This window comes from Agromyces sp. NPDC127015 (assembly GCF_042725165.1).
Taxonomy (GTDB): domain Bacteria; phylum Actinomycetota; class Actinomycetes; order Actinomycetales; family Microbacteriaceae; genus Agromyces; species Agromyces chromiiresistens.
Map to the genome: position 1 here is coordinate 365,833 of NZ_JBHXDI010000003.1, position 20,747 is coordinate 386,579.

The 20,747-nt window shown below is 72.4% G+C and carries 21 protein-coding genes; 13 read left to right on the forward strand and 8 right to left on the reverse strand.

What is annotated here, in order from left to right; all coding sequences use genetic code 11:
• Positions 1-14 precede the first annotated feature (14 nt).
• Entirely contained in the window at positions 15-818 is an 804-nt protein-coding gene (locus tag ACFWGP_RS11090) for an alpha/beta fold hydrolase (RefSeq protein ID WP_231432089.1), read from the reverse strand.
• Positions 815-1,510, reverse strand: a complete 696-nt coding sequence (locus ACFWGP_RS11095) for a YqaJ viral recombinase family protein (RefSeq protein WP_376930923.1) — start codon at positions 1,508-1,510, stop codon at positions 815-817. Before ACFWGP_RS11095 ends, ACFWGP_RS11090 begins: the two co-directional genes overlap by 4 nt.
• 105 nt (positions 1,511-1,615) lie before the next feature.
• Here ACFWGP_RS11095 and ACFWGP_RS11100 point away from each other — a divergent pair, with 105 nt between their 5' ends.
• Positions 1,616-2,080 (forward strand): DUF1294 domain-containing protein, encoded by a 465-nt coding sequence (locus tag ACFWGP_RS11100; RefSeq protein WP_376930924.1) that lies wholly within the window; start codon positions 1,616-1,618, stop codon positions 2,078-2,080.
• 3 nt (positions 2,081-2,083) lie between these two features.
• Here the strand turns inward: ACFWGP_RS11100 and ACFWGP_RS11105 are convergent, their stop codons facing one another.
• On the reverse strand, positions 2,084-2,647 hold the full coding sequence (locus ACFWGP_RS11105; protein ID WP_376930925.1) for a TetR/AcrR family transcriptional regulator: 564 nt from the start codon (positions 2,645-2,647) through the stop codon (positions 2,084-2,086).
• Positions 2,648-2,705: 58 nt separating this feature from the next.
• On the opposite strand from ACFWGP_RS11105, the gene ACFWGP_RS11110 reads away from it, so the two are divergent.
• Both ACFWGP_RS11110 and ACFWGP_RS11115 read left to right on the forward strand, forming a co-directional pair.
• Positions 2,706-3,179, forward strand: coding sequence for a DUF1772 domain-containing protein (locus tag ACFWGP_RS11110; protein ID WP_376930926.1), 474 nt, complete (start codon positions 2,706-2,708; stop codon positions 3,177-3,179).
• Positions 3,180-3,353: 174 nt separating this feature from the next.
• Positions 3,354-4,313, forward strand: coding sequence for a sugar phosphate isomerase/epimerase family protein (locus ACFWGP_RS11115; protein WP_376930927.1), 960 nt, complete (start codon positions 3,354-3,356; stop codon positions 4,311-4,313).
• A gap of 88 nt (positions 4,314-4,401) precedes the next feature.
• Here the strand turns inward: ACFWGP_RS11115 and ACFWGP_RS11120 are convergent, their stop codons facing one another.
• A complete protein-coding gene (locus ACFWGP_RS11120; protein WP_376930928.1) occupies positions 4,402-5,589 on the reverse strand; it encodes an ROK family protein in 1,188 nt (395 codons plus the stop codon).
• 116 nt (positions 5,590-5,705) lie between these two features.
• Here ACFWGP_RS11120 and ACFWGP_RS11125 point away from each other — a divergent pair, with 116 nt between their 5' ends.
• From ACFWGP_RS11125 to ACFWGP_RS11160, 8 genes are all read left to right on the forward strand, one after another.
• Entirely contained in the window at positions 5,706-6,812 is a 1,107-nt protein-coding gene (locus ACFWGP_RS11125; RefSeq protein ID WP_376930929.1) for a Gfo/Idh/MocA family protein, read from the forward strand.
• Positions 6,809-8,359, forward strand: a complete 1,551-nt coding sequence (locus ACFWGP_RS11130) for a sugar ABC transporter ATP-binding protein (RefSeq protein WP_231432082.1) — start codon at positions 6,809-6,811, stop codon at positions 8,357-8,359. Before ACFWGP_RS11125 ends, ACFWGP_RS11130 begins: the two co-directional genes overlap by 4 nt.
• Positions 8,356-9,441 carry an ABC transporter permease gene (locus tag ACFWGP_RS11135; RefSeq protein ID WP_376930930.1) on the forward strand — a complete coding sequence of 362 codons (1,086 nt, stop codon included), beginning with the start codon at positions 8,356-8,358 and terminating at the stop codon, positions 9,439-9,441. Before ACFWGP_RS11130 ends, ACFWGP_RS11135 begins: the two co-directional genes overlap by 4 nt.
• On the forward strand, positions 9,438-10,673 hold the full coding sequence (locus ACFWGP_RS11140; RefSeq protein WP_231432080.1) for an ABC transporter permease: 1,236 nt from the start codon (positions 9,438-9,440) through the stop codon (positions 10,671-10,673). The genes ACFWGP_RS11135 and ACFWGP_RS11140 overlap by 4 nt, the downstream gene beginning before the upstream one ends.
• Complete coding sequence (locus ACFWGP_RS11145) at positions 10,673-11,878, forward strand: substrate-binding domain-containing protein (protein ID WP_275506275.1); 1,206 nt, start codon at positions 10,673-10,675, stop codon at positions 11,876-11,878. Before ACFWGP_RS11140 ends, ACFWGP_RS11145 begins: the two co-directional genes overlap by 1 nt.
• Before the next feature lie 151 nt (positions 11,879-12,029).
• The gene (locus ACFWGP_RS11150) at positions 12,030-12,899 is read left to right on the forward strand and encodes a sugar phosphate isomerase/epimerase family protein (RefSeq protein WP_376930931.1); all 870 of its coding nucleotides are present in this window, start codon (positions 12,030-12,032) and stop codon (positions 12,897-12,899) included.
• The gene (locus ACFWGP_RS11155) at positions 12,896-13,909 is read left to right on the forward strand and encodes a sugar phosphate isomerase/epimerase (protein WP_231432077.1); all 1,014 of its coding nucleotides are present in this window, start codon (positions 12,896-12,898) and stop codon (positions 13,907-13,909) included. Before ACFWGP_RS11150 ends, ACFWGP_RS11155 begins: the two co-directional genes overlap by 4 nt.
• 8 nt (positions 13,910-13,917) lie before the next feature.
• On the forward strand, positions 13,918-14,214 hold the full coding sequence (locus tag ACFWGP_RS11160; RefSeq protein WP_231432076.1) for a Dabb family protein: 297 nt from the start codon (positions 13,918-13,920) through the stop codon (positions 14,212-14,214).
• A 26-nt stretch (positions 14,215-14,240) separates the two neighbouring features.
• On the opposite strand, the gene ACFWGP_RS11165 is transcribed toward ACFWGP_RS11160, so the two are convergent.
• From ACFWGP_RS11165 to ACFWGP_RS11180, 4 genes are all read right to left on the reverse strand, one after another.
• On the reverse strand, positions 14,241-14,945 hold the full coding sequence (locus tag ACFWGP_RS11165) for an amidase domain-containing protein (protein ID WP_376930932.1): 705 nt from the start codon (positions 14,943-14,945) through the stop codon (positions 14,241-14,243).
• A gap of 59 nt (positions 14,946-15,004) precedes the next feature.
• Positions 15,005-15,712 (reverse strand): amidase domain-containing protein, encoded by a 708-nt coding sequence (locus ACFWGP_RS11170; RefSeq protein WP_376930933.1) that lies wholly within the window; start codon positions 15,710-15,712, stop codon positions 15,005-15,007.
• Positions 15,713-15,822: 110 nt separating this feature from the next.
• On the reverse strand, positions 15,823-16,488 hold the full coding sequence (locus ACFWGP_RS11175) for an ABC transporter ATP-binding protein (protein WP_376931052.1): 666 nt from the start codon (positions 16,486-16,488) through the stop codon (positions 15,823-15,825).
• 92 nt (positions 16,489-16,580) lie between these two features.
• The gene (locus tag ACFWGP_RS11180) at positions 16,581-18,095 is read right to left on the reverse strand and encodes an ABC transporter permease (RefSeq protein ID WP_231432073.1); all 1,515 of its coding nucleotides are present in this window, start codon (positions 18,093-18,095) and stop codon (positions 16,581-16,583) included.
• A 163-nt stretch (positions 18,096-18,258) separates the two neighbouring features.
• On the opposite strand from ACFWGP_RS11180, the gene ACFWGP_RS11185 reads away from it, so the two are divergent.
• Together ACFWGP_RS11185 and ACFWGP_RS11190 are read left to right on the forward strand one after the other, a co-directional pair.
• Positions 18,259-19,005 carry a response regulator transcription factor gene (locus tag ACFWGP_RS11185; RefSeq protein ID WP_231432072.1) on the forward strand — a complete coding sequence of 249 codons (747 nt, stop codon included), beginning with the start codon at positions 18,259-18,261 and terminating at the stop codon, positions 19,003-19,005.
• Positions 19,002-20,591, forward strand: coding sequence for a cell wall metabolism sensor histidine kinase WalK (locus ACFWGP_RS11190; protein WP_231432071.1), 1,590 nt, complete (start codon positions 19,002-19,004; stop codon positions 20,589-20,591). Before ACFWGP_RS11185 ends, ACFWGP_RS11190 begins: the two co-directional genes overlap by 4 nt.
• The last annotated feature ends 156 nt before the right edge of the window (positions 20,592-20,747 follow it).

The window sequence follows — 20,747 nt, forward strand, 5'->3', positions numbered from 1 at the left end:
GGGGCTCGTGCCGGTCAGGTGCGGGGCGCGCGTTCGAGCCACCGCGCGAGGTGCTCGGCGAGCACCGCGTTCTGCCGGGCCTGGCCGGCGTCGCGCTCGGTGAGCATCGCCAGCGGTGCGCCGAGCGCTCCGGCCCAGTGCTCGGCGGTGGGCACGGGGTGCACCGGGTCGCGGGGCGCCGCGATGACGAAGGTGCTGACGCCGCGTCCGCCGAGGGCGGCGAGCTCGGCGTCGTTCGCGAACGCCCGGTTGCGGGGGATCTCGACGAGGCGCATGGCCCGCCGCGCCGCGTCGGGGGAGGTGAACTGCGAGAGCAGCCCCTTCGCCGCGGCGGGCGACTCGTCGGCGACCCGCTGGTAGAGCTCCCGCTCGCGGAACTCCTGGGCGCCCGCCGGGCCGGCGTCGATGAGGAGCTGTCCGATCACGGGGAACGCCCGCAGGTTGTCGGGCAGCGAGCGGTCGTCGAAGGCCGGGCGCACGAACACGGCCCGGTCGATGGGCAGCATGCCGCCGAGCAGAAGCCGCATCGCGATCGCGGCGCCCATCGAGAGCCCGATGACCGTCAGCGGCCCGTCGTCGTCGACCGGTCGCCCGGTCGTCTTCTCGACCTGCGCCCGCGTCGTCGCCGCGATCTCGGCAGCCAGTCGGTCGATCGCGAAGTCGGCCGGCTCGCCGACGGTGAGGTAGCCGCCGTGGGCGCGGACGTCGGGGGCGATGACGAGCTCGTCGTCGCCGGCGGCGGCGCGCACCGCCGGGGCGAACAGCTCGAGCGGCTGGCGGCGGTCGGCGCCGAGCCCGTGCAGCAGGAGCGTGGTCACGCGAGGGCGCCCGGACGGTAGAACGCGCGCGGGTCGGCGGCGCGCGGATTCGGCCGGATCGCGGCCAGCAGCTCGTTCGCGAGCCCGACGAGGATCGCGATCTGGTCGTCGTCGCGGTCGACCCAGCGGCACTTCGGCTCGTCGTCGACGGGCACGAAGTCGGCGTGCTCCTCCCACACGACGAGGGTGCGCTCGGCGCCGAGCACGTACTGCTGCCACCAGACCTGTCTGAGGTACCCGCGCGGGATGCCGCGCCAGGGCTTCGATGTCGTCTTGATCTCGCACAGCTCGAGTGCGCCGTTCGGCGCCACACGCAGCCCGTCGGGCGTCGCGAGGTGCCGCCGCTCGGTCTCGGCGTGGAACAGCAGCGTCGAGCCTTCGAGGCCGTGCGTCTGCTTCGCCCACTCGGCGATGACGGGCTCACGGGCGCGGCCGTGGTCGGTGTAGCGACTGCCGCCGAAGCTGTGCCGCGACCCGTGCAGCTTCTCTTGGGCGGCGGTGCGCACCGACTCGCGCGTCGCGAGCTTCGCCGCGTCGGTCGCCGTGATGCCCTGCGACCGGGCGCGCAGCCAGGCGACGCGGTCGCTCGAGTCGGCGACGACGCGGGTCTCGTGCGGATGCCTCGGCCGGGGTTCGGGCGGAGGAGCCCACGTGTCGCCCTCGAGGTCGAAGAGGGCGAACGGTTCTGGCACGTTCCGAGCGTACCCGCCGCCACCGTCGGATGCGGCGCGGCGTGCGGTCGTCGAGCGGGTTGTCGAGCGAGCGTCTCGAGACCCGCGCATCGTACGATCGACGGCATGGCCCGTGATTCGACGACCGCCGCGCGCGGCGCCCGCCCCGCGGCATCCCGTCCGAACGGTCGCCCCGCCACCGCGCCGACGTCGCCCGCCGGGAGGGACCTGTCGCGCCCGCTGCCCGCCGCGCTGAGCTGGGGCGTCCTCGCGGCCTTCGCACTGCTCGTCGCCGCGACGGTGGTGGCCGGGGTCGCGCCGTGGTGGATCGCAGCGTGGTACGGCGCGGTGTCGCTCGTCGCGTTCGCGGCCTACGGGCTCGACAAGCTCGCCGCGAGGCGCGGCTCGCAGCGGGTGCCCGAACGCACGCTGCACCTCCTCGACATCGTCGGCGGCTGGCCCGGTGCGATCGTCGCGCAGCAGCGGCTGCGGCACAAGACGCGCAAGCGCAGCTTCCGCCGCGTGTTCTGGGTCGGCGTCGTCGTCAACGTGCTCGCGCTCGGCGCGCTCCTCGCCTGGCTCGCACGGTAGGCGTCACCCGTCGACTGGCGTCGCGAAGAGCGTCGCGATGAGCCGTTCGCGGTCGGCGCCGAGCGCGTCGTCGAGTCGCCCGCCGGCCGAGAGCCCGCTGACCCCGTGCAGCAGGCTCCAGAGCAGTTCGGCCCTGACCGTTCGATCGTGCGCGTCGCGTCCGCCCGCGGCGCGTTCGACGACGGCGAAGCCCGAGACGAGGACCTCGGGCGTCTCGCCGGAGGCGAAGGCGAAGCTCGTGCGTGCTGACGCCATCGCCTCGTAGAGGGCGGGATTCGTGCGTGCGTAGTCGAGGTACGCCGTGATCAGGTGGCGCAGGTCGTCGTCGGGCGACGCCATCCGGGTGGCGAGTTCGGTATAGCCGGTGACGACGAGTCGCTCGATGATCTCGTCGCGCCCCCCGGGGAAGTGACGGTAGAGGATCGGCTGGCTGAACCCGATCTCGTCGGCGAGCCGGCGCACCGTGACTGCGGCCCAGCCCTCGTCCTCGGCGATCCGACGCGTGGTGTCGAGGATGAGGCGTTCGCGTTCGCGGAAGCGTTCCGCCTCTTGCGGGGTGCGTGCCATGTCGCTATGTTAGCAGCGGTAACAGTTAGCAGCGCTAACACCAATCGAAGGAGTCGAGATGTCGATCGTCATCGCCGCAGCCGCGGCCCTTGCAGTGCTGAACCTCGCCGTGATCTTCGGCACCGACGTGGTCGTGGCGGTCGTGCTGCGTCCCGTCTATGCCGAGGTCGACGACCGCACCATGGTGCAGGTGGTCGGCCGGGGCCACTACTACGGCGATCGGCGTCTGCCGGTCGTCGGCATCCTCGGCACGGTGCTGGCGGCGATCACGGTCGCGCTCGCGGTCGGCTGGGGAACGGCCGTCACCACGACGCTCTCGGCGATCGCGCTCGCCCTGCTGCTCGCCTGGCTCGGACTCTTCGCCCGCATCTCGGCGCCGATCAACAAGGTGCTCACCGCGGCGGCCCTGGCCGGCGACGTGCCGGCCGACGCTCGCGCGCTGCAGTCGCGATGGGAGTCGATCATCGTGCTCCGTGCGGTGCTGCTCGGCCTGTCGATCCTGCTGCTGTGCGCGACGATCGCACTCGTCTGACGGGTGCGGGCGGTCGCCCCGCCCGCACGGCCGCCGTATGACCGGCGCCGCACCGTTCAGGTGACGTGGTTGCGACTTCTGTGACCATCACAAACAACTTTCGATTGACGCGACGACAAAAGTAGGCGACAGTGTTCCGCACGGACTCTCGACGACGAGACGGAAGGAACCAGCATGTGTTACGGACGTGACGGACGAGGGGCGCTGCGCGAATCGCTCGCCGGGCGCGGGGTGAGCCGACGCGGCCTCCTCCTCGGAGCACTGGGCGCGACGGCCGCGGCCGCGACGTTCTCCGCCGGGGCGATCCCCGCCGCGGCGGACGTCGCGACGAAGCCGTGGAAGCGGGTGCCGCCCGGCAAGATCAGCATCCAGCTGTGGACGGTGCGCGAGGCGCTCGGAGCACCATGGGGTCCCGGCGACTACGACACGACGCTGGGCGCGATCGCGGACATGGGCTACCCGCGCGTCGAGCAGGCGCTCGGCTACTTCGGCCGCACCGCCGCCGAACTGCGCGCGTTCTACGACGAGATCGGCGTCTGGGCGTCGTCGTCGCACGACGGCCCCTCGTCCGACGCGGCCGCCCTCGAGCAGAAGCTCGAGAACGCGGCGACGCTCGGCCAGCGCTATCTCAACGTGCCGTACTTCGCCTCGGGTGCGCTCGCCGAGTGGCAGCAGCTCGCCGACACGATGAACGCCGAGGCGCAGGCCGCGGCCTCGTACGGCATCGCCTACGGCTACCACAACCACGCGCACGAGTTCACGACCGACCTGGGCGGCGGGCTCACCCCGTGGCAGGTGCTCACCGAGCGGCTCGACCCCGCCCTCGTGCACCTCGAGGTCGACCTCTACTGGGCCGTCACCGGCGGCATCCAGAGCGGTGACGGCGCCGCCGACCCCGAGCAGTTCGCGATCGACGTGATCGACGCGGCGCCGCAGCGGGTGCGGCAGTTCCACGTCAAGGACCGTCACGTGGGAGGCGACATGGCCGACCTCGGCACCGGCACGATCGACTTCGCGCGGATCTTCCGGGCGCACGCCGTCGAGGAGTACATCGTCGAGAACGACACTCCCGACGTCACCCCGCTGCAGACCGCGGAGGTCGGGTACGACTACCTCCGCGAGCTGCGGTTCTGACGGTGTCGCGGTCGGGGGCGCGTCGTGGCAGGCGCGCCCCCGGCTGCCGCACCTCAGGGACACCGGTACCGCCGGGGATGCCTCGCGGTCAGCGCGCGGCGAGCGCGTCGATGCCCTCGGGCGAGAGCACGTGGTGGATCGCGAGCATGCTCGCGCCGAGCACGGCCGCGTTCTCGGCCGCGGCCGACTGCACGATCGCGAGGTGCTCGGTCGCGAGCGGCATCGAGCGCGTGTAGACGACCTCGCGCACGCCGGCGATGAGGTGCTCGCCGGCTCGCGCCATCGAGCCGCCGATGGCGATGACCGAGGGATTCACGAGGCTGACGCACGCGGTCAGCACCTCGCCGATGTCGCGACCGGCCTGGCGCACCGCCTGGATGGCGTCGATGTCGCCGCGCTTCACGAGCTCGACGACATCGCCGCCGGTCGCCGCGTCGACGCCCTGCTCGCGCAGCGCGCGGGCGATCGCCGGCCCCGAGGCGAGCGCCTCGAGGCATCCGCGGTTGCCGCAGTGGCAGGGCACGTCGCTGCCGCGCGCCACCCGCACGTGGCCGATGTCGCCCGCGATGCCCTGCGCGCCGCGCTGCAGCCGCCCGCCCGAGATGATGCCCGAGCCGATGCCGGTCGCGACCTTCACGAACATGAGGTGCTCGATCTGCGGCCAGGCGAGCGCCTGCTCGCCGAGGGCCATGATGTTCACGTCGTTGTCGACCAGCACCGGCACCTCGAGGTGCTGCTGCACCCAGCCGGGCACGTCGAAGCGGTCCCAGCCGGGCATGATCGGCGGGTTCACCGGCCGCCCCGTCGAGTGCTCGACCGGGCCGGGAACGCCGATGCCGATGGCGACGAGCTCGCGGCGGTCGCGGCCGAGCCCCTCGATGAGTGCGAGTCCCTGCTCGACCATCCAGCCGAGCACGGCCTCGGGGCCGAGGGCGATGTCCTTCGGCTCGGAGCGCTCGACGAGCACCGTGCCGGAGAGGTCGGTGACGGCGAGCGTCGCGTGCGACGCGCCGAGGTCGGCCGCGAGCACGATGCGCGCGGCGGGGTTGAGCGCGAACTGCGACGGCGGGCGCCCCCCGGTCGAGGCGGCGTCGGCGACCGGTGTGACGAGTCCGAGCCGCATGAGCTCGTCGACCCGCGCCGCGATCGTCGAACGGGCGAGCCCGGTCGATTGCGCGAGCGACGCGCGCGTGCGCGGCACGCCGTCGCGCAGGAGCTGGAACAGCTCACTGGCACCCGATGTGCCGAGCGCGGATCCTCGGCTGATGTCCACCATGCAACTGAGTAAAGCACAAGGTCTTCGACGTATGGCACAGCCACTACCTGTTGTCCGGAGAACAACTTTTGACGGAGTGCTAGCAAAAGTTGCCATGAGTGTGTCACGATGTCCCCATGACAACGGACGTCATCGCCCCGACCCGCACACGACGTGCCGGCTTCATCGGTGGCGGCTTCATGGCCGCGGTGCACTCGCGTGCCGCCCGCGCCGCCCGAGCCGAGCTCGTCGGCGCCGCCTCGTCGACCTCGGGTCGTGCCGCCGCGGCGGCCGAGCGCCTCGGTCTCGGTGCCGCCTACGACTCGTTCGAAGCCCTGCTCGCCGACCCCGACATCGACGTGGTGCACATCTGCACGCCGAACACGACGCACGCCCGCTTCGCGAGGGCCGCGCTCGAGGCCGGCAAGCACGTCGTCTGCGAGAAGCCGCTCGCGACGACCGCGGCCGACGCCGTCGAACTCGTGCGGCTCGCCGACGAGCGCGGCCTCGTCGCCGCGGTGCCGTTCGTCTACCGCTTCCACCCGATGGTCCGCGAGGCGCGGGCCCGGGTCGCCGCCGGGGAGACCGGCCGGCTGCTCAGCGTGCACGGGGCCTACCTGCAGGACTGGCTCTCGACGCCGGGTGACGACGACTGGCGCGTCGACCCCGCGCTCGGAGGGCCGTCGCGGGCGTTCGCCGACATCGGCTCCCACCTCGTCGACCTCGTCGAGTTCGTCGCGGGCGAGCGCATCGCGAGGCTCACCGCCTCGACCAGCACCGCGTACGCCGAGCGCGCCGACCACGTCGCCGTCGAGACCGAAGACCTCGTGGCGCTCGTCGTCGAGTTCGCCTCCGGCGCACTCGGCACGCTGCTCGTCTCGCAGGTCGCTCCGGGTCGCAAGAACGCCCTCTCGATCGAGCTCGCGGGCACCGAGGCGAGCATCCGGTTCGAGCAGGAGCGCCCCGACACCCTCTGGGTGGGCCGCACCGCGGCCTCGAGCATCATCGAGCGCGATCCGGCGCGGCTCGACGCCGACGCGGCCCGGCTCTCGCTCGTGCCCGCCGGGCACCCGATGGGCTACCAGGACGCGTTCAACGCCTTCGTCGCCGACGCCTACGCGGCGATCGACGGCGCGCGGCCCGACGGGCTCCCGGTCTTCGCCGACGGGCTGCGCGCCGCACAGGTCACCGAGGCCGTGCTCGCCTCGGCCGAACGCCGCGACTGGACGGAGGTGCCCGCATGAGCGCCGCGACCCCCGCATCGTCGTCGCCCGGCGCAGTCGCAGCGGCCGGCGAGCCGGTGCTCGTCGCCGAGGGGCTCGAGAAGTCGTTCTTCGGCGTGACCGTGCTGCGCGGCGTGGGGCTGACCCTGCGCGCCGGCGAGGTCCACGGCCTGGTCGGCGAGAACGGCGCCGGCAAGTCGACCTTCATGAAGATCCTCGCGGGCGTCTACGAGCGCGACGCGGGCAGTGTGCGGCTCGGCGGCGAGGAGGTCGCGTTCAGCCACCCCGTGCAGGCCGCGCGGGCCGGCCTCGCGACGGTCTTCCAGGAGTTCAACCTGCTGCCCGAGCGCACGGTCGCGCAGAACGTCTTCCTCGGTCGCGAGCCGAAGCGGCGCGGCCTCGTCGACCGCAAGGCGATGCTCGCCGAGACGCGGGCGCTGCTCGCCGAGCTCGGCATCGACTCGATCGACGCCGACGCGCCGGTCCGCACCCTGACCGTCGCCGAGCAGCAGATCGTCGAGATCGTCAAGGCGCTCTCGGTCGACGCCCGGGTCATCCAGATGGACGAGCCGACCGCCGCGCTCGCCGATCACGAGGTCGAACTGCTCTACGCGATCGTCCGGCGCCTGCAGGCGCGCGGCGTCGCGATCATCTACGTCTCGCACCGGCTGAAGGAGATCTTCGACCTCTGCGACACGATCACGGTGCTGAAAGACGGTGCGCTCGTCTCGAGCGGGCCCGCGTCCGAGCTCGACACCGACGAGCTCGTGCGGCGGATGGTCGGCCGGCCGATCTCCGCGTACTTCCCCGACCCCGAGCCGGGCACCGTGAGGGGCGAGCCCAGGCTCGAGCTCCGCGCCGCCGGCAACGCCTACGTCGACGGGGTCGACCTCGAGCTGCGCGCCGGTGAGATCGTCGGTGTCGCGGGCCTGCAGGGCTCGGGTCGCACCGAACTCGTCGAGGCCGTGTTCGGCATCGCGCCGTTCACGCGCGGCGAGCTGCGCCTCGACGGCCGGCCGGTGCAGATCTCCTCGGCCCGGCAGGCGGTGAGGCGGGGCGTCGCCCTCATCACCGAGGACCGCAAGGCCCAGGGCCTCGCGCTCAACCAGTCGATCGCCGACAACGCGCTCCTCGTGATCCGCTCGGTGTTCTCACGGCGCACCCGCGAGACGCGGCGAGAGCTGCCGGGCGTGCTCTCCTCGCTCGAGCTGTCGTCGCGCGGCCTCGACCAGGAGGTGCAGTTCCTCTCGGGCGGCAACCAGCAGAAGGTCGTCCTCGCGAAATGGCTCGCGACCAAGCCCCGCGTCGTGCTCCTCGACGAACCGACCCGCGGCATCGACGTCGGCGCGAAGGTCGCCGTCTACACGCTCATGCGCCGACTCGCGAAAGAAGGGGTCGCCATCCTGATGATCTCGTCCGAACTGCCCGAGGTGATCGGCATGTCCGATCGCATCATCGTCATGCACGACGGCCGGGCCTCGGCCGAACTGCCGGCTCGCAGCGACGAGGCGACGATCCTCGGCGCCGCGACGGGAACCCTGCGCGTCGGCGGGGAGGAGCTGCGATGAGCGCGACGACCCCCACCGCCCGGCGCGCGACACCGCGCCGTCGCCGGCTCGACTCGAGCCTCATCGTCGGCATCGCGCTGGTCGCGGTCATCGCGATCGGCGCCGTCCTCGTCGCCTCCGTCGGCCGCAACTTCTTCAGCGCCGGCAACATCCGCGACATCCTCACCGGAATGAGCGTGCTCGGCTTCGTCGCCATCGGCCAGACCCTCGTCATCCTGTGCGCGTCCCTCGACCTGTCGGTGCCCTACGTCGTGAGCCTGTCGAGCCTCATCGCGGCCGACCTCATGGCCGGCAACCCCGCGAACATCCCGATGGCCGTCGTCGCCGTGATCGTCGTCGCCGCGGTCATCGGGCTCGCGAACGGGCTCATCGTCACGAAGCTCAAGGTCAACGGCTTCATCGCGACGCTCGGCACCGGCCTCATCATCAAGGGCTACCTCGACACGAACTACAAGGGCACGAGCGGCCAGGTGCCGTGGGAGTTCCAGCTCATCGGCGCCACGGGCATCGGACCGATCCCCGTCTCGACGCTGCTCATGCTGCTCGTCGCGCTCGCCGGGGCGTTCTTCCTCGCCCGCACGCGCACCGGCAACCACATGTTCGCGGTCGGCGGCAACGAGCAGGTCGCGCGCCTGTCGGGCATCCGCACCGCACGACCGCTCATCGTCGCGCACATGCTGTGCTCGATCACGGCGGCGCTCGCCGGGCTGCTGCTCGCGAGCCGGCTCGGCGTCGGCAGTCCGGTCGTCGGCACCCAGGGCGGCTACGACCTGCTCTCGATCGCCGCAGTCGTGCTCGGCGGCACCTTGCTCATGGGCGGCCGCGGCTCGATCTGGGGCACGATCGGCGGCGTCGCGATCTTCGCCGTCGTCGACAACGTGATGAGCGTCATGCAGGTGAACCCCTTCCTGAAGGACGTCGTGCGCGGCGTCGTCATCGTCGCGGCCGTCGCGGTCTACACGAGCCGGTCGGTCGACCGGCGCAGGCCGAGGTTCGCGAACGCCTCGGCACCGCCGACCGGCCCCGACGGCGCCGGAGGCGACGCCGACGGGAACGACGCACGAGAGGAGGCCCGCGCATGACCGCCGTCAGCACCGACCGCCGCGACCTGGGCAGCCGCCTGGCCGACCTCGGCCGCACCCTCGTGAGCCCGCGCGGCGCCGTGTTCCTGCTGCTCATCGTGCTGCTGGTCGCGATCACCGTCCTGAACCCGTCGTTCGCCGAACCGAGCCAGTTCATCCGCTTCATCCAGCGCGTGGCGCCCATCGCGATCGTCGCGATCGGCCAGTACTTCGTCATCGTCGGCGGCGAGTTCGACCTGTCGATGGGATCGGTCGTCACGGCCCAGGTCGTGATCGCCGGCAACCTCATCGGCCAGGACGAGGCGAAGTCGCTGCCCGTGCTCGCGCTCATGCTCGCGTTCGGCGCCCTCATCGGGCTGGTCAACGGACTCATCGTCTCGTTCCTCAAGGTGCCGAGCTTCATCGTCACCCTCGGCATGATGCTCGCGCTGCTCGGCGGCACCCTCTACTGGACGGGCGGCGCCGCGACCGGCAACCCCGCCGACGGGTTCCGCGAGATCGGGCGCGGCGGCATCCGCGGCATCCCCGTCATCGACATCCTGCCGTGGTCGGTCCTCGTGCTCGCCGTCGTGCTCGCCGTCGCGATCTGGTTCTCGAAGCGCCCGTTCGGCCGCACGATCATCGCGCTCGGCGACAACCCGACGACCGCGCGGTTCGCGGGCGCCCGCAGCTGGTGGGTGAAGACGTCGACCTTCATGATCTCCTCGCTCTCCGCGACGATCGCGGGCGTGCTGCTCGTGGGCTACGCCGGTGTCCACCCGTCGGTCGGTCGCGGCTACGAGTTCATCGCGATCACCGCGGTCGTGCTCGGCGGCGTGGTGCTCGGCGGCGGGCGCGGCTGGGTCGTCGCGGCGGCGGCGGGCGCGTTCGCGCTCGAGGCCCTGTTCACCCTGCTCAACTTCGCCGGCGTGCCCTCGACCTACCGCGACGCGGTGCAGGGCGCGATCATCATCATCGCGGTCGCCTACTCGGCGACCACCTTCCGCGCACGACGCCGCGGCAAGGGCATCGACCCGGCACCCGCGGCATCGACGACGATTCCGGATGCCTCGGCCGAGGCATCCGACGCGGCATCGGGCGGCTCGCCCGGGACCGCCACCCAGACCTCGCCGGACACGGCGACCCAGACTTCGCCGGCACCGGCGGAGGAGCGCGATGCCGAGGCATCCGCTCGCCCTGCATCCATTCCCTCGACGTCGAGGGCTGACAACGAAACCAAGGGAGGTTCGTGATGCGACGCAAGTATGCGGTGGCATCCGCAATGGTCGGCGCCCTCGCGCTGCTGACGATGGCCGGCTGTACCACCGACCCCAACGTGGCCGCGCCGACGGAAGACGCCGGCGCCACGGAGGAAGCGGTCGAGTGGTTCGACCAGGAGCTCTTCGACAAGCAGGACGCCGAACGCGACGTCGTGCCCGAGGGCCCCGAAGGGCAGCCGTGGCTGCAGTACATCAACGCCGAGATGGTCGACACCTCGGAGTTCGCGAGCGAGGGGGCGAAGAAGGCGTGCTTCGCCAACGCCTCGATCTCGAACCCGTGGCGCCAGACCGGCTGGATCACGATGAACCAGCAGCTGAAGGTGCTGCAGGACGCCGGTGTGATCAGCGAGATGGAGACCCGCGACGCGCAGGACTCCGACGACACGCAGATCGCCGACATCGACTACTTCATCAACGAGGGCAACTGCGACATCTTCCTCATCTCGCCGAACTCGACGGCGGCGATGACCCCGGCCGTCGAGCGCGCCTGCGACACGGGCAAGCCCGTCGTCGTGTTCGACCGCGGCGTGCAGACCGACTGCCCCGTCACGTTCATCCACCCCATCGGCGGATTCGCGTGGGGCATCGACACGGCCGAGTTCCTCATCGACGAGCTCGACGAGGGCGACAAGGTCGTGGCACTCCGCATCCTGCCGGGCGTCGACGTGCTCGAGCAGCGCTGGGCCGCGGCCGAGAAGCTGTTCGACGAGGCCGGCATCGAGGCCGTCGACTACTTCACGGGCGCCGACCCCGCCGAGATCAAGAAGATCATCTCCGACGAGCTCGCCAAGGGCGACGTCCAGGGCATCTGGATGGACGCCGGCGACGGCGCCGTCGCCGCCATCGAGGCGTTCGAGGATGCCGGCGCCGACTACCCGGTGATGACGGGCGAGGACGAGATGAGCTTCCTCCGCAAGTGGAAGGAGACCGGGCTCACGGGCCTCGCGCCGGTGTACTCGAACTTCCAGTGGCGCACGCCGCTGCTCGCCGCGCAGAAGATCTTCGCCGGCGAGGAGGTGCCCCAGGAGTGGGTGCTGCCGCAGTCGCCGATCACCGCGGAGGAGGTCGACGAGTACCTCGCGCTCAACGAGAACATGCCCGACGGCCACTACGCCAAGTTCGGCGGCGAGGACCTGCCCGGCTACCCGCAGGTCTGGGAGGACCGGATCATCCCGTAAACCCTGATCCGTCGGTCGAGGAGCGCGGAGCGCGTATCGGGACCACACGCACGATCGTGGTCTCGATACGCTGCGCTCGTCGACCGGCGGCGGGTCTCGATACGCTCGCTTCGCTCCCTACTCGACCGACGGAGTTCTGCAAGGAGGCAGCATGCGCCGCACCATCGGCGTGAACACCTGGGTGTGGGCTTCGCCCCTCACCGACGAGAACCTGCCCGCGCTCGCCGCGAAGGCGGCGGCGCTCGGCTTCGGGGCGATCGAGCTGCCGGTCGAGAACCCCGGCGACTGGTCGGCGGATGCCGCGGCGGAGATCCTGCGCGAGCACCGCCTCGCCCCGATCGTGATCGGGGCGATGGGCCCCGGCCGCAACCTCGTCGCCGCGCCCGGCTCCGAGATCGTGGCGACCCAGAACTACCTCGTGCACTGCCTCGGCGTCGCCGAGCGCCTCGGCTCCCCGGTCGTGGCCGGCCCCTTCACCGCGGCCACCGGCCGCGCCTGGCGCATGGACGCCGAGGAGCGCGAGGCCCGGTACCGCGAGCTCCGCACGGCGCTCGCGCCGCTCGTGCGACAGGCCGAGGCTCGTGGCATCCGGCTCGCGATCGAACCGCTCAACCGGTACGAGACGAGCCTCGTGAACACGGTCGAGCAGGCGCTCGAGGCGCTCGGGCCGCTGCTCGGCCCCGGCCTCGGGCTCGCGCTCGACAGCTACCACCTCAACATCGAGGAGAAGTCGATCGGCGACGCGATCCGTGCGGCCGGCCCGAACCTCGCCTACGTGCAGGTCTGCGGCAACGACCGCGGCGCCGTCGGCGACGACCACCTCGACTGGCCGGCGTTCCTCGACGCACTCGACGAGGTCGGGTACGCCGGGGCGCTCGGGCTCGAGAGCTTCACGGGCGAGAACGCCACGATCGCGGTGGCCGCCTCGGTCTGGCGGCCGCTCGCGCCCTCGCAGGACGAGCTGGCGGCACGAAGCATCCGCTACCTGACCGCCCTGAACGACGAAAGGTACCCCGCATGACCGCCGCAACCCATCCCGTCACGCTGTTCACCGGCCAGTGGGCCGACCTGCCGTTCGCCGAGGTGGCGCGCCTCGCCGCCGATTGGGGCTACGACGGGCTCGAGATCGCCTGCTCGGGCGACCACCTCGACCTGAAACTGGCGGAGGAGGAGCCCGGTTACCTCGCCGAGCGGCAGGAGATCCTGAAGCGGCACGGGCTCGAGGTCCACGCGATCTCGAACCACCTGACGGGCCAGGCCGTCTGCGACGATCCGATCGACTTCCGCCACGAGGCGATCGTGCGCCCGTACACGTGGGGCGACGGCGACCCCGAGGGGGTGCGGCAGCGTGCCGCCGACGACATGAAGCGGGCGGCGCGGGTCGCCCGCGCGCTCGGCGTCGACACCGTCGTCGGGTTCACGGGCTCGGCGATCTGGCCGTACGTGGCCATGTTCCCGCCCGTGCCGGCGAGCGTCATCGACGCCGGCTACGAGGACTTCGCGAACCGCTGGAACCCCATCCTCGACGTGTTCGACGCCGAGGGCGTGCGCTTCGCCCACGAGGTCCACCCCTCCGAGATCGCCTACGATTACTGGACGAGCGTGCGCACGCTCGAGGCGATCGACCGCCGCGCCGCGTTCGGCTTCAACTGGGACCCCTCGCACATGATGTGGCAGGGCATCGACCCCGTCGGCTTCATCTGGGACTTCCAGGACCGGATCTACCACGTCGACTGCAAGGACACGAGGATGCGGCCCGCGACCGGCCGGCCGGGAATCCTCGGCTCGCACCTGCCGTGGGGCGACCCGCGGCGCGGCTGGGACTTCGTCTCGACGGGGCACGGCGACGTGCCGTGGGAGGACGCGTTCCGCGCGCTCGACGCGATCGGCTACACGGGCCCGATCTCGGTCGAGTGGGAGGACGCCGGCATGGACCGGCTGCACGGTGCCGCCGAGGCGGTCGGGTTCATCCGCTCGAAGCTCTTCCCGCGCCCGACCGCCTCGTTCGACGCGGCGTTCTCGAACCAGTAGGGGCTCGCATGCCGATCGAGCACACCGTCGTCTTCCGCCTCGTGCACGAGGCCGGCTCCGACGAGGAGTCGGCGTTCCTGCGCGCCGGCCGCGACACGCTGACGGCGATCCCCGGGGTGACGGGCTTCGCGGTCATGCGTCAGGTCAGCCCCGGGAGCCCGTTCACCCACCAGTTCCGCATGGTGTTCGCGGATGCCGCGGCGTATGACGCCTACAACCGCCATCCCGCTCACGTCGGCTTCGTGGAGGAGCGCTGGGTGCCCGAGGTCGCCGACTTCCAGGAGTTCGACTTCGAACCGGCCTGACCGGCGGTCGCGACCGCCGGCGGGCGTCAGCCCGTCACGCTCCAGAAGTACACCTTCGTCTCGGGGTGCTTCGGGTGGTCGTCGACCGACCGATCCCACGTCGCGTCGGTGTGCCCCGCGTAGTAGACGTGCACGTCGCCGTCCTCGTCCTCGATGACGGCCGTGACGATGGCGGTGTGGTCGCGATCGCCCGAGGCGTCCCAGTCGAACTGCACGATGTCGCCGGGCTTCACCTTCGCTCGCTGCGCGTCGGAGAGCGGCGTCGCCCGCTCGGGGTGCGCCGCGAGGTAGTCGCGGAACACGGTCGACGATCGCCACGCGTCGCTCGACGCGTACGGGTCGCCGTCCGCCGAGTACCACCACTCGGCGTCGGGCTGCCAGCCGCGCTCGACGAGCGACTGCGAGGCGAAGTTCACGCAGTCGTCGTCGCCGAGCACGCCGTACTGCTCGTTCGCGCCGTCCCAGTGCTCGCGCACGTACTCGAGCTGGCGCAGCACGGGGGCCGGCAGCTCGGGGTCGAGCTCGAGCGCCGCCGCGTTCGGACGGCTGCCGTGGCCGCCCTGCGTTCCCGGCCCGGTCGGGCCGGGCGGCGTGGCGGCGGCGACCGCCGCGGTCACGATCGCCACCACGAGCCACACGACGAGCCCGACGGCGACGAGCAGCGCGCCGCCCACGACGAGGCGCCGGCGCAGGTACACGCCGGGAGAGGGTCGCGGGGTCGGCTGGCTCATCGGTTCCACGCTACGTCGTGCGTCGACGGTCGGCCGGAGGGCACGCGCATCGTCGGGCGTTACTCGGGGATGCTCCAGTAGTACGCGACGCCGCCGGGATGGATCTCGGTGATCGCCTCGTCGACCGTGCGGTCCCAGGTGGCGTCGGTGTGGCCGGCGTACTCGATCGAGACCGCGCCGTCGGCGCCGACGACGACGGCCGTCACGGTGCCCGTGTGATCGCGGTCGCCGGTGCCGTCCCAGTCGAACTGCACGAGGTCGCCGGGCTTCACGAGGGAACGTTGCGTGTCGTCGAGGGCGGTCGCCCGCTCGGGGTGCAGCTCGAGGTAGTCGCGCAGCACGGTCGAGCTGATCCAGGCGTCGCTCGAGGCCCACGGGTCGCCGTCGGCCGAGTACCACCACTCGTCGTCCTCGGTCCAGCCGCGGGCGAGCAGCCCCTGGCTCGCGAAGTTCACGCAGTCGTTCTCGTCGATGTAGCCGAACTCCTCGCTCGACGTGTCCTGCCAGTGGGCGCGCAGGTAGGCGAGCTGGGCCGCGACCGCGGGGCTCACCGCGGCCGCGGCGACCGTCGAGTCGGCCCTCGCGTCGGCGCCCGGCGTCGGCCGGGCGGTCGCGGCGTCGATCGAGTCGGCCGACACGGCCGAGGGGGCGGGCGACTGCCCGAAGAGCCAGGCGAGGGCGCCGCCGGTGGCCGCGACGGCGGCGACGCCGCCGCCGATCAGCACGGCTCGGCGGGGGAGGGCGCGGGGGTGCGGTGGCTGCGACATCGATTCGACCGTAGGCGGTCTTCCTCCGCGTTCCATCCGAACGGACGAGTGCGCGGATGCCTCGCCGGGAGTGCTCCCGGCGAGGCATCCGCGCTTCGACGGACGTCGCATCAGCGCTCGGTGACCGTGCCGTGCTTGATGTGCAGGCGCCGCTCGGCCCGCCGCGCGACGGCCGAGTCGTGCGTGACGATGACGAGCGTGAGCCCGCGGTCGCGCCACAGCCCCTCGAGCAGGCCCAGGATCTCGTCGCGGGTCTCCTCGTCGAGCGCGCCCGTCGGCTCGTCGGCGAGCAGCACGTCGGGCTCCTTCACCAGGGCGCGGGCGATCGCGACCCGCTGCTGCTGCCCGCCCGAGAGCTCACCGGGCACGTGCGTCGCGCGGTCGGCGAGCCCCACGGCGGCGAGCGCCTCGGCGGCGCGCCGGCGCCGCTCCGGCCCCGGCACGCCGAGCGGCTCGAGGGCGGTCTCGACGTTCTCCTGCGCCGTGAGCGTCGGAATGAGGTTGAACCCCTGGAAGACGAAGCCCACCTCCTTCGCGCGAACCCGGGCGAGCTTCGCGTCGGGCAGGTGCGAGATGTCGGACTCGCCGAGCCGCACCCGGCCGGAGGTCGGCCGGTCGAGCGCGCCGAGCATCTGCAGCAGCGTGGACTTGCCGCCGCCCGTCGGCCCCTGGATCGCGACCATCTGGCCGGCCGCGATCTCGAGGCTGACGTCCTGCAGCGCGGTGACCGTGCGCTTGCCGGGGTACTGCTTCGTGACGTTCTCGAGCACGTACATGTGGGTTCCCTTCGGTCGGGCGGGCGTCGCCGGCCCGGTTTCGGTGGATGCCTCGGCGCCGGCGGCGTGCACGGCCCCGGTCTCGACGGCGGTCATGCGACGCTCCGCAGCGCTTCCGCCGGGCGCAGGCGCGAGGCCCGCCAGCCGCCGATCGCGCCGGCGGCGAGGCCCCCGAGCACGGCGAGGCCGATCGCGATCGCGATGACGCCCACCGTCACCGGCGCGTTCAGCACGACCTCGGTGGTCGTCTGGGTCGCCGCGGCGGCGCCGAACGGGCCGCCGGCCATGCCGCCGGGCATCGCGCCCGAGGCATCCGCCCCCTGCATCGCCGCACCGCCCGGGCCTCCGGCCGTGATGCCGCCGGCGCTGCCGCCGAGCGTGAGCCCCATGAGGTTCACGATCCAGATGCCGGCGAGGCCGATGACGAGGCCCGCTGCCCCGCCGATGAGGCCCTGCACGAGCGACTCGCCCGCGACCTGCCCGACGATCCGGCCGTTTCGCCAGCCGATCGCCTTGAGCGTGCCGAACTCGCGGGTGCGCCGGGTGACCCCCTGGATCGTGAAGAGGATCGCGATGAGGAACGCGGCGACCAGCACGGCGAGCGAGACCCACAGGCCGAGGTTCGAGATGAGGCTCGACGCGGTCGACAGCGATCCCGAGACCTGCGAGGCGAGGTCGGCCTGCGTCGACACCGTGGCGTCGGGCAGCGCCTCCTCGATCTCGGCCTGCACGGCGTCGATCCGATCCGACGAGTCCGCCTGCACGTAGAGGTCGCTGATCATGCCGTCCTGGCCCGAGATCGACTGGGCGAGGTCGAGCGGGATGTACGCGTTCGACGCGGTCGTCGCGTCGGCCGACGTCGAGGCGACCGTGCCGACCACCTCGAAGTCCGTGCCCCCGAGGTCGATCGTGTCGCCGACCGCGAGTTCGGCGCTCGTCGCGTAGGTCGCGTCGAGCACGACGACGGCCTGACCGGTGTCGCCCGACTCGAGGCCGCGGCCGTCGGCCAGTTCGACCGACGACAGCGGGCCGACCGCGGCGCCGGCCGGATCGACGCCGAGCACGCTGACCCGGTCGACGTCGAAGGCGCTGCCGCCGGCGCCGTCGAACCCGCCCTGCGGGGGCTGCTCGCCGGTGCCGTCGCCCGGTGCCACCCGGTCGGTGCCGTCCTGCTGCGCCGAGAAGTCGGGCAGCTCGCCCGAGAACGTGACGTTCTCGAGCGCGAGCGTCGCCGCGGCCGCCGAGACGCCGCCGAGGCCCTGCACGGTGTCGAGCGACGACGCGTCGAATGTCTGCGAGCCCGGGCCCGAGGTGAGGCGCGACTGGCTGATCGAGGTCGAGCCGTCGGCGGTCTCGCCGTCGTCGGCGCCGAACTCGAAGCGCTGCGGCCCGTCCCCCTCGCCCGGTGCGGCGGGGGTCGCCGTCACCGTGAGGTCGGTGCCGACGCCGTAGACCGACTGCAGCACCTGGGCCTGCGCATCGCGCACGCCCGTCGAGACGGCATTCACGATCATGACGAGGGCGATGGCGAGCGCCATGCCGATCGCGATGATCGCGGTCTGCCTGCGGCGGCCCGCGAGCTCGCGCCGGAGGTAGGTGAAGAACATGGGGGTCCTCTCGTCGATGGGGTCGGGACCGACGCTAGGAGCGCGCGCTGTGGCGTCGCTTTGGCGCCGCTATGCGTCGGCCATGCATCGGCCGGGGCCGAGGCATCCGGAATCGCACAGGCGAGCCATAGGAATCGCATAGCTCGGTGCGGATACTGGAACCATGAGCTCGACGCCCGCCGCCCCGCACCGTGCCCCCGCGATCGCCAAGGGCGACGGGTCGATGGTGCGGGTTCTCGTCGTCGACGACGAGCACTCGCTCACCGAGCTGCTCAGGATGGCGCTCAAGTACGAGGGCTGGGACGTGCGCACCGCCGCCGACGGCCAGAGCGCCGTGCGGATCGCGCGCGAGTTCCGTCCCGATGCGATCGTGCTCGACATCATGCTGCCCGACATCGACGGGCTCGAGGTGCTGCAGCGGGTGCGCGCCGACGGCACCGAGACCCCCGTGCTGTTCCTCACCGCGAAGGACTCGCTCGACGACCGCATCGCCGGGCTCACCGCGGGCGGCGACGACTACGTCACGAAGCCGTTCAGCCTCGAAGAGGTCGTCGCCCGGCTGCGCGGGCTCATCCGCCGCTCGACGCTCACCCTCGCGCAGGCGAAGGACCCGGTGCTGACCGTCGGCGACCTCACCCTCGACGAGGACTCCTACGAGGTCGCCCGCGCGGGAGAGCCGATCGAGCTCACCGCGACCGAGTTCGAGCTGCTGCGCTACCTCATGCGCAATCCCCGCCGCGTGCTCTCGAAGGCGCAGATCCTCGATCGCGTGTGGTCGTACGACTTCGGCGGCAAGGAGACGGTGGTCGAGCTCTACATCTCGTACCTGCGCAAGAAGATCGACGCGGGCCGGGCACCCATGATCCACACGGTTCGCGGCGCCGGCTACATGCTGAAGGCGGCGGGATGACGCGCCCCGGCGATCCCGGATACGCGGCGGCGGCTCGCCGGGAGGCCACCGCCCGCGACCACGGCGCCGGCGGGTCGGCCGGCCAGGGCGACGACACGGCGACGAACGACGCGGATGCCGCGCACCGCCGCCCCTGGACCCTGCGTCGCCGGCTCCTCGTCATCGTCGCATCGCTGCTCGTCGCGGTGAGCGCCGTCGTCGGCGTCGTGAGCGTCGCGGTGTTCCACAGCTCGTCGGTCGCCCGGCTCGACGCGAACCTCGACTCGGCGATCTCGCGCGCGAACGTCGCCATCGCCGGGCAGCCGCCCGGGTTCCCCGGCGACCCCGACGCCGCACCGGGACTCGTGCTGAACGTTCCCGGCCAGGAGGCCGGCACGCTCGCCGCCCTCGTGCCGCGCGAGGGCGAGGCACGGGCCGGTTACATCACCGAGGGCGGTCGCGTGCTCGACCTTCCCGACCACGTGGCGAACGCCCTCGCGGCGGTGCCGGCCGACGGGCAGCCCCATTCGATCAAGGTCGGCGAGTACGGCGACTACCGTGCGCTCGCCGTCGAGGAGGCCGAGTGGGACGGCGTCTCTATCGTCCTCGCACTGCCCCTCGCCGAGGTCGGCGCCGCGACCTCGCAGCTCGCGATCACGATCACGATCGTCGCGCTCGCGGGGCTCGCCGCCGCGCTCGCGCTCGGCTCGCTCATCGTCACCCGTGCCCTCAGCCCGCTCGCGCGCGTCACCGAGACCGCCCAGCGAGTGTCGGAGCTGCCGCTCGACCGCGGCGACGTCGCGCTCGCCGAGCGGGTCGACGTCGGCGACGAGCGCACCGAGGTCGGCCGGCTCGGCGCCGCCTTCAACCGCATGCTGGGGCACGTGGCATCCGCCCTGACGGCGCGCGAGCAGAGCGAGCAGAAGGTGCGCCGCTTCGTCGCCGACGCCTCGCACGAGCTGCGCACGCCGCTCGCATCGATCCGCGGGTACGCCGAGCTCACGCGGCTGCACGGCGGCCAGCTGCCCGAGGACGTGATGCATGCGCTCTCGCGCATCGAGTCGGAGTCGGTGCGCATGACCGAGCTCGTCGAGGACCTGCTGCTGCTCGCCCGGCTCGACGAGGGGCGCGAACTCGTGCACTCGACCGTCGACCTGCGGGCGATCGTCGTCGACGCCGTCGGCGACGCCCAGGCCGCAGGACCCGATCACGACTGGTCGGTCGACGCGGGGGAGTCGCCCGTCGAGGTCTCGGGCGACGACGCACGACTGCGCCAGGTGCTGGCCAACCTGCTCGCGAACGCGCGCGTGCACACGCCCGCCGGCACCGCCGTGTCGGCGACCCTCACCGAGGTCGACGGGCGCGCGAGGCTCCAGATCGCCGACGACGGCCCAGGCATCGACGAGGGGCTGCGCGACCGCCTGTTCGAGCGCTTCGCACGAGGGGATGCCTCGCGCTCGCGCCGCGCCGGGTCGACCGGCCTCGGGCTCGCGATCGTGCGCGCGGTGGTCGAGGCGCAGCACGGCACGGTGTCGGTCGAGTCGAAGCCCGGCCGCACGGTCTTCACGGTCGATCTGCCGCTCGCCGGGGCGACGCCCGCGTCGTAGCCCGATCGAACGACCGGCAGTCCTCACCGGAACACGGCGTGCGGGCGCCGTGCGACGGGTGTCGTGCGCACGTGCCCGTCGCGACACGAGGACCGGAGGCGACGGGTGCGGCCGCCGGACAGACATCCGACCATCTCTGGCGTGTCGCGCGCCCGC

What these genes read in the sequence shown, in the direction of transcription:
- ACFWGP_RS11160 (WP_231432076.1), top strand. Translation starts at nt 13,918, where the DNA reads ATGCCGATCGAGCACACCGTCGTCTTCCGCCTCGTGCACGAGGCCGGC.
- ACFWGP_RS11175 (WP_376931052.1), bottom strand. Translation starts at nt 16,488, where the DNA reads ATGTACGTGCTCGAGAACGTCACGAAGCAGTACCCCGGCAAGCGCACG.
- ACFWGP_RS11120 (WP_376930928.1), bottom strand. Translation starts at nt 5,589, where the DNA reads ATGGTGGACATCAGCCGAGGATCCGCGCTCGGCACATCGGGTGCCAGT.
- ACFWGP_RS11185 (WP_231432072.1), top strand. Translation starts at nt 18,259, where the DNA reads ATGAGCTCGACGCCCGCCGCCCCGCACCGTGCCCCCGCGATCGCCAAG.
- ACFWGP_RS11130 (WP_231432082.1), top strand. Translation starts at nt 6,809, where the DNA reads ATGAGCGCCGCGACCCCCGCATCGTCGTCGCCCGGCGCAGTCGCAGCG.
- ACFWGP_RS11190 (WP_231432071.1), top strand. Translation starts at nt 19,002, where the DNA reads ATGACGCGCCCCGGCGATCCCGGATACGCGGCGGCGGCTCGCCGGGAG.
- ACFWGP_RS11110 (WP_376930926.1), top strand. Translation starts at nt 2,706, where the DNA reads ATGTCGATCGTCATCGCCGCAGCCGCGGCCCTTGCAGTGCTGAACCTC.
- ACFWGP_RS11105 (WP_376930925.1), bottom strand. Translation starts at nt 2,647, where the DNA reads ATGGCACGCACCCCGCAAGAGGCGGAACGCTTCCGCGAACGCGAACGC.
- ACFWGP_RS11165 (WP_376930932.1), bottom strand. Translation starts at nt 14,945, where the DNA reads ATGAGCCAGCCGACCCCGCGACCCTCTCCCGGCGTGTACCTGCGCCGG.
- ACFWGP_RS11180 (WP_231432073.1), bottom strand. Translation starts at nt 18,095, where the DNA reads ATGTTCTTCACCTACCTCCGGCGCGAGCTCGCGGGCCGCCGCAGGCAG.
- ACFWGP_RS11170 (WP_376930933.1), bottom strand. Translation starts at nt 15,712, where the DNA reads ATGTCGCAGCCACCGCACCCCCGCGCCCTCCCCCGCCGAGCCGTGCTG.
- ACFWGP_RS11100 (WP_376930924.1), top strand. Translation starts at nt 1,616, where the DNA reads ATGGCCCGTGATTCGACGACCGCCGCGCGCGGCGCCCGCCCCGCGGCA.
- ACFWGP_RS11155 (WP_231432077.1), top strand. Translation starts at nt 12,896, where the DNA reads ATGACCGCCGCAACCCATCCCGTCACGCTGTTCACCGGCCAGTGGGCC.
- ACFWGP_RS11145 (WP_275506275.1), top strand. Translation starts at nt 10,673, where the DNA reads ATGCGACGCAAGTATGCGGTGGCATCCGCAATGGTCGGCGCCCTCGCG.
- ACFWGP_RS11140 (WP_231432080.1), top strand. Translation starts at nt 9,438, where the DNA reads ATGACCGCCGTCAGCACCGACCGCCGCGACCTGGGCAGCCGCCTGGCC.
- ACFWGP_RS11125 (WP_376930929.1), top strand. Translation starts at nt 5,706, where the DNA reads ATGACAACGGACGTCATCGCCCCGACCCGCACACGACGTGCCGGCTTC.
- ACFWGP_RS11115 (WP_376930927.1), top strand. Translation starts at nt 3,354, where the DNA reads ATGTGTTACGGACGTGACGGACGAGGGGCGCTGCGCGAATCGCTCGCC.
- ACFWGP_RS11135 (WP_376930930.1), top strand. Translation starts at nt 8,356, where the DNA reads ATGAGCGCGACGACCCCCACCGCCCGGCGCGCGACACCGCGCCGTCGC.
- ACFWGP_RS11150 (WP_376930931.1), top strand. Translation starts at nt 12,030, where the DNA reads ATGCGCCGCACCATCGGCGTGAACACCTGGGTGTGGGCTTCGCCCCTC.